General features: G+C 41.7%; 12 protein-coding genes. 6 read left to right on the forward strand and 6 right to left on the reverse strand.

What is annotated here, in order from left to right:
- Positions 1-371 precede the first annotated feature (371 nt).
- Together B4K11_RS14690 and B4K11_RS14695 are read left to right on the forward strand one after the other, a co-directional pair.
- Positions 372-860 carry a DUF1456 family protein gene (locus B4K11_RS14690; RefSeq protein WP_292953445.1) on the forward strand — a complete coding sequence of 163 codons (489 nt, stop codon included), beginning with the start codon at positions 372-374 and terminating at the stop codon, positions 858-860.
- Between the two features lie 463 nt (positions 861-1323).
- The gene (locus B4K11_RS14695; protein WP_292953442.1) at positions 1324-2085 is read left to right on the forward strand and encodes a metallophosphoesterase; all 762 of its coding nucleotides are present in this window, start codon (positions 1324-1326) and stop codon (positions 2083-2085) included.
- Between the two features lie 95 nt (positions 2086-2180).
- Here B4K11_RS14695 and htpX read toward each other — a convergent pair whose 3' ends face one another.
- On the reverse strand, positions 2181-3074 hold the full coding sequence (htpX, locus tag B4K11_RS14700) for a protease HtpX (protein ID WP_292953439.1): 894 nt from the start codon (positions 3072-3074) through the stop codon (positions 2181-2183).
- 201 nt (positions 3075-3275) lie between these two features.
- Here htpX and B4K11_RS14705 point away from each other — a divergent pair, with 201 nt between their 5' ends.
- Both B4K11_RS14705 and B4K11_RS14710 read left to right on the forward strand, forming a co-directional pair.
- Positions 3276-4181 carry a class I SAM-dependent methyltransferase gene (locus tag B4K11_RS14705; protein ID WP_292953436.1) on the forward strand — a complete coding sequence of 302 codons (906 nt, stop codon included), beginning with the start codon at positions 3276-3278 and terminating at the stop codon, positions 4179-4181.
- On the forward strand, positions 4182-4673 hold the full coding sequence (locus B4K11_RS14710; RefSeq protein WP_292953433.1) for an exonuclease domain-containing protein: 492 nt from the start codon (positions 4182-4184) through the stop codon (positions 4671-4673).
- Between the two features lie 163 nt (positions 4674-4836).
- Here B4K11_RS14710 and B4K11_RS14715 read toward each other — a convergent pair whose 3' ends face one another.
- The 3 genes from B4K11_RS14715 to B4K11_RS14725 all read right to left on the reverse strand — a co-directional run bounded on the left by B4K11_RS14715 (position 4837) and on the right by B4K11_RS14725 (position 7487).
- Positions 4837-5661, reverse strand: a complete 825-nt coding sequence (locus tag B4K11_RS14715) for an HDOD domain-containing protein (protein WP_292953430.1) — start codon at positions 5659-5661, stop codon at positions 4837-4839.
- Between the two features lie 133 nt (positions 5662-5794).
- Entirely contained in the window at positions 5795-6163 is a 369-nt protein-coding gene (locus B4K11_RS14720; protein WP_292953427.1) for a hypothetical protein, read from the reverse strand.
- A gap of 109 nt (positions 6164-6272) precedes the next feature.
- Complete coding sequence (locus tag B4K11_RS14725; protein ID WP_292953424.1) at positions 6273-7487, reverse strand: pyridoxal phosphate-dependent aminotransferase; 1215 nt, start codon at positions 7485-7487, stop codon at positions 6273-6275.
- Positions 7488-7682: 195 nt separating this feature from the next.
- Between B4K11_RS14725 and msrB the strand changes: the two genes are divergently transcribed.
- Both msrB and B4K11_RS14735 read left to right on the forward strand, forming a co-directional pair.
- Positions 7683-8093 carry a peptide-methionine (R)-S-oxide reductase MsrB gene (msrB, locus tag B4K11_RS14730; RefSeq protein WP_292953421.1) on the forward strand — a complete coding sequence of 137 codons (411 nt, stop codon included), beginning with the start codon at positions 7683-7685 and terminating at the stop codon, positions 8091-8093.
- Between the two features lie 3 nt (positions 8094-8096).
- On the forward strand, positions 8097-8765 hold the full coding sequence (locus tag B4K11_RS14735) for a DNA-3-methyladenine glycosylase I (RefSeq protein ID WP_292953418.1): 669 nt from the start codon (positions 8097-8099) through the stop codon (positions 8763-8765).
- A gap of 110 nt (positions 8766-8875) precedes the next feature.
- Here B4K11_RS14735 and B4K11_RS14740 read toward each other — a convergent pair whose 3' ends face one another.
- A complete protein-coding gene (locus B4K11_RS14740) occupies positions 8876-9457 on the reverse strand; it encodes a YajG family lipoprotein (RefSeq protein WP_292953415.1) in 582 nt (193 codons plus the stop codon).
- A 4-nt stretch (positions 9458-9461) separates the two neighbouring features.
- Positions 9462-10022, reverse strand: a complete 561-nt coding sequence (gene syd / locus B4K11_RS14745; RefSeq protein WP_292953412.1) for a SecY-interacting protein — start codon at positions 10020-10022, stop codon at positions 9462-9464.
- Positions 10023-10389 lie beyond the last annotated feature (367 nt).

A 10389-nucleotide genomic window follows, 5' to 3' on the forward strand; every position in this document is an offset into this window, starting at 1 on the left:
TGAATCGCTAGTGCTCTTGAATCGATAGTGGCTTTGAATTGATAGGGGTTCTTGAGTCGAGCGGCTCTTTATCGAATGGCTCTTGAATCGGACGTTTATTGAACGGATCTTTAAGCCTGCGGCGTTTGGCTGTATTTGTTACTTTCTTAATCAGTCGTTTTGTTTATACTGCGCGTATCTTAATTAAGTGTCTTTTGTGGCGTGTCCACTAAAGGTATTTATGAGTTTAGGTGCCGTGTTTTTAGGTGCCAGGTTTTAGGTGCCATGTTTTTAGGTAGAGTGTTTATCGCACTTTTATCTTGTTCTATCAGACGTTATTTGTTCAGTAAATTTCGTTTAGATTTCCCGTTTTTATTATTTAGGAATAACGTATGACTAATAACGATGTATTACGACGCCTTCGCTATGTCTTGGATCTAAATGATTCAACGATGATTTCTATTTTTGGGGAAGCTGATTTGGTTGTTACTCGCGAAGAGATCAGCGATTGGTTGAAGAAGGATGATGATCCGGCATTCGTGAATTGCAATGATAAGCTTATGGCAACATTCCTTAATGGCTTAATTAACCATAAGCGTGGCAGAAAAGAGGGTAAGCAGCCTCAGCCAGAAAAAACGCTGACGAACAATATAGTGTTAAAGAAATTAAGAATCGCGTTGGACCTTAAAAGCGAAGATATCCTTGATCTTCTTGAATTGGCTGATCTGTATTTGAGTAAGCATGAACTAAGTGCTTTCTTTAGAAAGCCTGATCACAAGCATTATCGTGTATGTAAAGATCAGGTGATGCGTAATTTCTTGCAAGGATTGCAGATAAAGCATCGCCCTGAAAGCCCTGTAAATGAGTCTATTTGGGGCTAGCTTTGTTCGAGCTTTTTATAAAAAGGGCTTTTTAGTTACTAAAGCTCCTAAAAATAAAAGACCAGCGTATACGCTGGTTTTTTATTTATAAGGACTGCTTAAATTAGTGAAGTTAGATCACTGCACATGTTTCCAATGGCATTTGGTTTTCACTGTAATACCTGATTTTATTACGACCGCTTTTCTTCGCATCATAAAGGGCAATGTCTACTCTATTAAGAATGCTCTTATCCAGATAACGCACGGGGCTATTCTATGTGCTTTGGAACTCAACTATAGCCGTCAGGTCAGAAGTATTTGTAGGTTATAACCGAAAGAGGGAACTGATGGATGGCTAAGAAGTTATTTTTAAACTTGATGTGTTCATTGACTGTAGTGCTGTTAATAGAGCGTTCTCTCTTTGGTCAGGTTTGGAAGTGAATAAACAGGAAGCCTTTCCAATTATGAATAATGGACGATTAATATGCGATTGAGAGTGTTTTCAGATCTTCATTTGGAAGCTTATGGATCAGGGCGTCCGATTCCTGAGTGTGCCGCAGATGTAATTATTTTGGCGGGCGATATTGCCGTCGGTACGGATGGACTAGAGTGGGCTGCTTCGCAGTTTCCAAAGCAGGAGGTGATATATGTACCGGGTAATCATGAATTTTACGGTGGAGCTATGTCTAGTGTCAGAGACGATTTAGCGCAGTCGGCGAAACGTTTGGGTATTCATCTACTAGATAATGATTCTTTGGTATTGGAGGGCGTCACTTTTTATGGGACCACTTTATGGAGTGATTTCGATTTATATAAAGGCCGGGAGGGGACTAAATTGCATCACTTGAAACCGTTGATGGAAGAGAAAATCCCTGACTTTCAGCAGATTGAGTGCCCTGAAAAAAGTCGCTTTACGGTTGAGGCTTTTCAGTCACTACATGCAAAAGCTGTTTTGTGGTTATCTGATGAGTTGGCAAAACCTGCGCAGGGAAAGCGTGTTGTCATAAGTCATCATGCCCCGCTTGAATTGTGTATCCCTGAGCAGTATCAAGGTCATCCGCTCTCACCCGCTTTTGCTACAAACTTGGTGCGACTTATGGGGAGAATGGACCTTTGGGTTCATGGCCATATACATCAGCCTGTAGATCTGCACTGTAAAGGCACGCGAGTCTTTTCAAATCCGGGAGGGTATCCCTATGAGTTTGAGCCTGCGCTATTGGATGAGCAAGGGGTTATTACGCTATAACCCTATTTTTTAATTGGATTGGGGTTAAAAAGCATTAAAAAAGCCCCAGCATTTTAGCTGGGGCTTAGATGTTTGGTTACTTCAGGCGTTATAGCTTACTTTCGATTCTGAAGTGCTGCGATGCGCTTGTCTAGAGGAGGGTGGCTAGACATTAGCTCCATTAATCCAGATTTGATGTGGCTGTTAATGCCGAAGGCTGTTAACTGGCCTGGCATCTGATCAGGCATATCATATTCAGCTTTTAATCGTTGCAGTGCACCGATCATCGCATGATTACTAGATAGTTGTGCGCCGGCTTCATCAGCGCGGAATTCGCGGTATCGAGAGAACCAAGAAACAATGAATGATGCCAAAATACCGAAGATAATTTCGAATACGATAACAGTAATAAAGTAACCGATGCCTGAACCTGCTGGGCTGTTGTCGTCACTGCTTTTAAGGAAGCTATCAACGGCGTAGCCAGCGATTCTTGCAAAGAACATGACGAAGGTATTAATAACACCTTGTACCAATGTCATTGTAACCATATCACCATTAGCAACATGGCCAATTTCATGCGCCATGACCGCTTTGACTTCTTCTTTCTGGAATCGTTGTAGAAGCCCCAAACTGACGGCAACTAACGCATCATTTTTATTCCAGCCTGTGGCGAAAGCATTAGCTTGTTGTGCTGGGAATATGCCTACCTCAGGCATCTTAATACCGGCACTTTGAGAAAGTTCGGCAACCGTATCTAAAAGCCATTGCTCATCGGCGTTTCTAGCTTGGGTAATAATCTCAGTTCCTGTACTCATTTTGGCCATTTTTTTGGATAAAAATAGCGAAATAAAAGAGCCAATAAAACCAAATACAGCACAGAAAATCAGTAGGCTGGTAAGGTTTAATCCCGTGTCTGAAATGTAGTGTTCAACACCTAATAAGTTCAGTGTAATACTTGCAACAATTAAGACGGCTATGTTTGTAAGAAGAAATAGGCCGATGCGCATCATGTTAATCTTTCCTGTAATTATGTCTTCAGTTTAGATATGGGCAGTAGGGAAAAGTTTCAAGCTATCAATCCTTTTAAATCATAAATCATAGATTATTAGCAAAAAAATCTTAATACGTTGATATCTATACTTCGCTGGTGTGTCATACCTGTCAGGCTTATAATTTAGTCCGTTTTTAATGCCCTCTATAACAGGAATCCCATGCAGCAAATCTTAGCCGAAGTTGAAAAGCAGATCGCCAAAGCCGGTAACGAAGCACGCCGAATATTTCATGGGCGGGGTCATTGTTTTGAAGGGCTTGAACATCTTGTTATCGATTGGTTTCCTCCGTTTGCCGTAGCTAGGCTTTATCGTGATGTTGAGCCCGCTTGGTTGGATGAGTTGAGTGACTTGTTAAAAACAGTGCCAGACATTCAGGGCCTTGTTATCCAGCAGCGTGGACGAGGTAAAGATGCTGAGCAAAATGTGGTTTGGGGGGACGTACCGGAACAGATGGAAGTTCGGGAACTTGGTCTTGCATATCATGTCAAACCACAGCGTAACCAGAATAGCGGACTGTTTCTGGATATGAGAGAGGGGCGAAAGTGGGTTAAGGAACAGGCTAAAGAGAAGCGTGTACTTAATCTATTTTCATACACTTGTGCGTTTTCAGTGGCAGCTATCGATGGCGGTGCGGATCATGTTGTTAACGTTGATATGTCGAAAGGTTCTATTAATATTGGGCGGGATAATCACCGTTTGAATGGTATAAAAGGTGATAGAGTCACGTTTCTTGCCTATGATTTATTTAAGTCGTGGAAGAAAGTGCGTCAGTTAGGGCCGTATGATTTAGTGGTAATTGATCCGCCAAGTTTTCAGCCAGGCAGCTTTATCGCAGAGAAAGATTATCGTAAAGTGATTAGACGGTTAAATGAATTGACCGAAGCAAAAAGCCAAGTATTAGCGTGTCATAACGATCCTAAAAATGGCACGGAATTTTTGAAGCAGTTGATGTTAGAAGAGTGTCCTGATTTTAAGTTTGTGGAGCGCTTAGCAAACCCAGAAGATTTTCCTGAAGCAGAGTTGGAGAAAGGGTTGAAGGTGCTGCTATATGTTAGGGAGAAATAAATGGAGTTAATTTGTATTGATCTGGAAGCAAGTGGTTTGGGCGCGGAGTCCTACCCTATAGAAGTTGCTTGGGTTAATGATGCTACAGGTGAACACGATAGTTTTTTAATTAATCCAGAGACGGCACCAGGCTGGCATTATTGGGATGATTATGCAGAAGAGATACATGGCATTGAACGCGGGGTATTAGTCTCTAAAGGACTTGATATAGTGAATGCCTGCAAGCGAATGAATAAAATGCTTAAAGGTAAAACCTTAATCAGTGATGCTTTTGAGTTTGACCTGTTTTGGTTGAGTCGTTTATTTGAGGCGACAGGTATAAAGCCAAATTTTAGGATGGCAGGGTTAGATCGTATTTTGAGTAAAGAGCAGAGGATTCAGTTTAGCTTTTTAGCCAAAGCGCAATTTAGAAAGCATCGTGCTTTACAGGATGTGGAAGATATTATTAAGTGTATCAAGGCCGTGACTGTTCAGGGACCTGAGGTCGCTTAGATTGAAGTCGCTAAGAAAGTGTTCGGTGACGCATGGCTATTCAGTTGTTGATACTAGCAAAGTTCTCTCATTGAATTGAGAGCATTGATCAAATAAAAAAGCGGTAACAGGTTGATATCTGTTACCGCTTTTTTGTTAAGGTGTGTCTGTTTTTGTTGAGGACTTATGCTAAGCCGTCTAAACCAGATTCTAGACTGAGCGCTTCAGCCAGTTCACCGGTTGTATCCGCAGAAATTCCAGCAAGTGTCGCCACGTCTGCAGGGAAATTAGCTTGTAAGGTTTCTACATCATCACCATTACGCACAGCTGAATTTACAACGCAGGCTAGATTGACCACCGCTGCGATAGCTGAAGGCTCATCAAATGATGTAGGGGTTTTATGTTGACGAACCGCTATGCCTAGTTCAGCTGGGAATGTCCACATATCTAAAAGTGCCTGACCAGCTTCAGGGGATGTAAAACTTAAACGTTCCAGCTCTGCATCGGTCCGACTGCAATTGGATTCTTCAATCAACGTTTGAATCGCTTGGGCGCGATTGGGTTGCGCTAAGTGCAGAAGTAATCGGCCGATATTGTGTATGAGGCCCGCAGTAAAAGCGATATCTGGGTCAACATTTGTATCACGTTCAGCAAACCATTTAGATAATGCTGCTACTCGGAAGGATTCGCTCCAGAACTTCTTAAGGTCTAGTCCTTCGACCTGCTTAACTGAGCCTGCAATACCTGATGCTATGACTAGTGTTTTAAGGCGAACCATACCTAGCATTACGACGGCTTCGTCAATCGATGATACTTTGCGGCTTAGTCCAAAATGGGCTGAGTTGACAAGGCGAAGAATTTTAAGAGATAGCGTTTGGTCTTTAGATACTTTTTCGGCGATTTCACCGTAGTCCGCAGCGGGGTTATTCAGCTGCTGTATTAGCTGTCTTACTACTTCTGGTACGTTGGGTAGTTTATCCGTTTGCTTTAATAGCTCGCGAATCTCCATATGTACTCCTTAGTTTTTGATTCTTATTATGTAGTATGTCTTTAATATTTAGAGTTTTTTTATATGGTTTGCAATATCTTTCTAAATTTAAAGCAAAAAAAACGGCCTTATTAGCCGTTTTTGTATATTTGAATTATTGATTGAGCACTTTCGTTTCTATCTGGTTACGAATCTCTTCGTATTGGCCCATCTCTTCCGGCATGAAATAAAGTTTATAGAAACAACGTTCGGCAAGTTGTGCCTTTTTTTCGTTGATTGTTTCTTTATGCGTGCCATGTAGGTAGCTCATCTGCAAGTGGATGACGCGCGTATGGGGCGGTACAATAACTTCATGCTGCTCAAGGTCGTAACGGGTTTTAGCTTCTTTAATGGTATAGAAGGATATTTCTGCTACATGATCTAGGTTTACTAAAAAGTTTGAAGTAACAGGCACTAAGTGGCGCTGTTCTAAACCATTGTGATCCATGTAGATACCGCAGTTTTTTCTTACCTTTATAAACATTTTTATTTCCGTTAACTCAAAAGGCTTATTTATGATTCGTTTTCAGTATAAGACGGTTTTGTGACAATGTCTTTACAAAAAAGCCACTCTAATTGAGTGGCTTTCTTTATCACTGTTGATAAGTTTTCAGGAATGTTCCAATACGTTCTATCGCATCTCTGAGCTCGTCTTCTCTTGGTAAAAAGACCAGTCTGAAATGTTGGGTGTCCGGTATATTGAAACCGCTTCCTTGTACGATGAGTACTTTTTGTTGCAGGAGTAGATCTAATGCCATCTTCTCATCGTTTTTGATGGGATAGACTTCAGGGTCTAATTTAGCAAACAGATAGAGCGCTCCTTCTGGCTTTGTACAGCTAACGCCAGGGATCGCATTTAGCATCTCCCATGCTAAGTTACGCTGCTCGTATAAGCGGCCATCCTTCGTTATAAGCTCGTTAATGCTTTGGTAGCCGCCCAGCGCTGTTTGTATCGCATGCTGGGTCGGTACGTTTGAGCATAAGCGCATGCTCGAGAGCATATCTAGACCATCGATGTAGTCGCGAGCATTGTGCTTTGGTCCGCTGACGATCATCCAGCCAGAGCGAAAGCCTGCTGCTCGGTATGATTTAGAAAGCCCGTTAAAAGAGATACACAAAACGTCATCTGATAGAGATGCTAACGAGGTGTGTTCTACTTCATCATAAAGAATTTTGTCGTAGATCTCGTCTGCAAAAATAATCAGATTGTGCTCGCGAGCGAGATCAGTGATCTGCTCTAAAACATGTTTTGGATATACCGCACCAGTAGGGTTGTTAGGATTAATAACAACGATGCCTTTAGTGCGTTCAGTTATTTTGCTGCGGATATCTTCTATATCTGGCGCCCAGTCTTTCTCTTCATCGCAATGGTAATGCACAGGTGTGCCGCCACTTAAGCTAACTGCAGCTGTCCACAGAGGATAGTCTGGTGCAGGTATAAGCATTTCGTCTGTATCGTTTAATAGGCCTTGCATAGCCATAACGATGAGTTCGGAAACGCCATTGCCAATATAGATATCTTCAATGCCAACATTGTTAATACCGTTTTTCTGACACTCTTGCATCACCGCCTTACGGGCGGAAAACAAACCTTTCGAATCAATATAACCTTGTGAGGCGGGCAGGTTGTAAATTACGTCCTGAACGATCTCTTCGGGTGCATCGAATCCCCATGGGGCGGGGTTACCAATGTTCAGTTTAAGAATTCTTTGTCCCTCTTCTTCAAGGCGTTTAGCTTCTTGAAGAACGGGTCCGCGAATGTCGTAGCAAACATTGATTAGCTTGTTTGATTTACGGATAACTGGCATTTTTAAGTCCTGCGTAACATCAGCTGGAATCTATAGAGCTGTATGTTGTCCTATTACAATGAGATAAATCGGTATGATTAGTCTCTTAAAAAAAGAGGCTAATCATACGCCTTTTATTGACTGAAACCTATAAAATCAGGGCTTTGTAGTGTTTATTCTTGTTTGATAGGGATTATTAAGGTTTCCGGAGGAATTATGAGTGAGAAAAAGCAAAAAATTTCACGTACTGATCTTGAATGGCGCGAACAGTTAACACCTGACGAGTATCGAATTTGCCGGGAAAAGGGTACTGAAAGAGCATTTACGGGTGAGTATTATAACAACCAGCAAGAAGGGAATTATTTGTGTAAGTGCTGCGGTGAAAAGCTGTTTAATTCACAGCATAAATATGATTCTGGAAGTGGCTGGCCTAGCTTCTGGCAGCCTGAGTCTATGGCTGTCATTGATGAGCATCATGATCATACGCACGGTATGGTGCGTGTTGAAATTACGTGTTCGAATTGTGATGCGCATCTAGGCCATGTTTTCACTGATGGTCCTCAGCCAACGGGGCAGCGTTACTGTGTTAATTCAGCTTCTTTGGTATTTGAGAAGGATAAAGCGTAACTGATGAAAAGCTTTAAATGGATTTACGAACATGTAGAGGCGCATCGTTCTGGTGAGGATATAGAGGGGTTATTGCCCATTGCAAAAACTTCTGGTCAGTTGGCATCAACGTCAGATGATCGTTTGTTGAGTGATCTAGTTAGGCGAGTATTTCGTGCAGGGCTTAAGCATTCGCTGGTGGACAGCAAGTGGCCGGAATTTGAGAAAGCGTTCTTTTGTTTCGATCCTGAGAAAATCAGCTTAATGAGCGATGAGCAGCTCGAAAACCTGATGCAGAATGACAAGATTATTCGTCATTGGGGAAAAATTAAGTCGGTACGTCACAATGCCTTAATGGTGCATGAGTTGGCAGCGAAGCATGGAAGCTTTGCGCAATTTTTAGCGCAGTGGCCAAGTGAAGATATTGTAGGTTTGTGGGCCTTTTTAAAAAATAACGGTAAACAGTTGGGTGGTAACTCGGGTGCCTCGTTTTTAAGAATGATTGGTAAGGATACTTTTATGCTTACGGACGATGTAGTTGCTGCACTTAAAGCGCAGGGTATTGTAGATAAAAAGCCTACATCGAAGAGGGATCTGCAAACAGTTCAAGAGAGTTTTAATCAATGGCAGATTGAGTCAGGTCGGCCGCTCTGTCAAATAAGCAGGCTGCTGTCTTACACTGTGGGTTGGTGAAGTTGAGTGTTTCTTCAATCTGCTGAATTAATGACAACGAATGTAACTTCATGTGAGATGAAGCTCTTGCCTCGATAGTAATCAAGACAAGAGCTACGCGTGAAAGGTGACTAGTTAAATTGAATGAAATCTAATAGTTGAGGATCGTTAACCATTAGATTCATGTTTTCAGTCACTAACTCATTAATGATCTTAGTGTTGTCTTCTTCTGACGGTGTGCCCACAAAGATATGTTGTTTGTTACTGGAGTATGATCCCGTATAGCGTTTATTCCCTTTACTAAGATCAACCTTGATTTTCATGTTTAGGTCGATGGTTTGCTTTAACGCTACTTTAGTTACCTGATAGTTAAGGTCTACGAGATCAATTTGTAATTTGAACTCGCCGGGAAATAAACGGCGAATTCCCATATCCTCTAAAGCGTGTTCGGTTGTATGTTTTAGTAAGGTAACGCTATCTTTTAATACGATCTCGGGTAGTGGGTCTTCGCCGGTAGCACGATAACCTATTACTTTATTGATACGTATGTCTTTTGCTTGTACATCAATACGAGTGTTTTTATCTAATTTTCGTGACACTTGAAGCTCTGGGTGTAGATCCAGTTCTTGTGAATTCAGGGTGACACAGCCGGAAATAACACTACTAATTAATAATAGGGTCGCTAGGGTTACGCTTTTGTGAAAGGAAAGCATGTAATTACTCCGTATCAGGTATATGTCTAGGCGTTAGCCCATCAATAAAATCTGCAATGTTATTGGAGAGTTTTCTTATTGGGGGCTTGCCAGGGGCTTCTAATAAAACTTCGCCACTATAATTGTCCACACTTATAAATACGTTCTCATCAGGTTCGGGGCAGGCGATGAAGAATGTAAGAGGTCTTTTTTGTTTGCGCTTCGCAAGGGCGTGACCAACGAGGTTACCTCTTAGTCGCTCTAGGTCTTCTTCATTCCATACTTGTATCAAGCTTAAATCGCCATCTTCAGATGTTGCCGGAAGAGGGTCTGACCAGTAGCGACTATAGAAGTCAGCGATATCCGGATGTATCTCTTCCTCTAGTGCATTCGACAGGCGCTGGAACATGTCATGTGGATTCAGTTGTCTTGTTGGTCTCCACGCTACAGTTTCTTTCTCCGATGAGTGAACGTAACAAAGAGAAGGCCAGTTTTCATCGAAAGGCAAAGTAGGTGGGGTGGGTTGAAGTTTGATTGCTTTGTCAATGAATCGGTCCATTGCTAAAAAAACGGAACTGTCTGACATCTGTTTACCTTAACTGTCTTAAAGGAAATGAATGTGCCAATGATATTTTGTATGCCAGTGATCTTAAAGTGTTTTATTTTCGATTATATAAGGGCGGTTTAAGTTAGCTAGCGTTGAGGGTGGCTCATTGTGGGTAGGTAAAGTGTGTGAATTTTGGTCTACAGTCGTTCGATTGTTATGAAGCTAATGATTTTATTAAAGTTTCTACATAACTTACTGATTTTGTACAAAGAATAATCAGCATGAAAGTTTTTGCTTTTTTTTATTTGAAACGTTTGACATGCACACTAAAACCCGTAAAATTCGCACTCCGTTTGGGGCGCTAAGCAAAGGCTTCGAGCAAGTGGAGTGGTAGTTCAGTTGGTTA

Source organism: Neptuniibacter sp. UBA6509 (genome assembly GCA_002435145.1).
Lineage (GTDB): Bacteria > Pseudomonadota > Gammaproteobacteria > Pseudomonadales > Balneatricaceae > Neptuniibacter.

Bases quoted from the DNA above. Each gene is read 5' to 3' on its own strand.
- B4K11_RS14715 (WP_292953430.1), bottom strand. From the start codon at position 5,661: ATGGAGATTCGCGAGCTATTAAAGCAAACGGATAAACTACCCAACGTA.
- B4K11_RS14720 (WP_292953427.1), bottom strand. From the start codon at position 6,163: ATGTTTATAAAGGTAAGAAAAAACTGCGGTATCTACATGGATCACAAT.
- B4K11_RS14725 (WP_292953424.1), bottom strand. From the start codon at position 7,487: ATGCCAGTTATCCGTAAATCAAACAAGCTAATCAATGTTTGCTACGAC.
- B4K11_RS14705 (WP_292953436.1), top strand. From the start codon at position 3,276: ATGCAGCAAATCTTAGCCGAAGTTGAAAAGCAGATCGCCAAAGCCGGT.
- B4K11_RS14695 (WP_292953442.1), top strand. From the start codon at position 1,324: ATGCGATTGAGAGTGTTTTCAGATCTTCATTTGGAAGCTTATGGATCA.
- htpX (WP_292953439.1), bottom strand. From the start codon at position 3,074: ATGATGCGCATCGGCCTATTTCTTCTTACAAACATAGCCGTCTTAATT.
- msrB (WP_292953421.1), top strand. From the start codon at position 7,683: ATGAGTGAGAAAAAGCAAAAAATTTCACGTACTGATCTTGAATGGCGC.
- B4K11_RS14690 (WP_292953445.1), top strand. From the start codon at position 372: ATGACTAATAACGATGTATTACGACGCCTTCGCTATGTCTTGGATCTA.
- B4K11_RS14735 (WP_292953418.1), top strand. From the start codon at position 8,097: ATGAAAAGCTTTAAATGGATTTACGAACATGTAGAGGCGCATCGTTCT.
- syd (WP_292953412.1), bottom strand. From the start codon at position 10,022: ATGTCAGACAGTTCCGTTTTTTTAGCAATGGACCGATTCATTGACAAA.
- B4K11_RS14710 (WP_292953433.1), top strand. From the start codon at position 4,182: ATGGAGTTAATTTGTATTGATCTGGAAGCAAGTGGTTTGGGCGCGGAG.
- B4K11_RS14740 (WP_292953415.1), bottom strand. From the start codon at position 9,457: ATGCTTTCCTTTCACAAAAGCGTAACCCTAGCGACCCTATTATTAATT.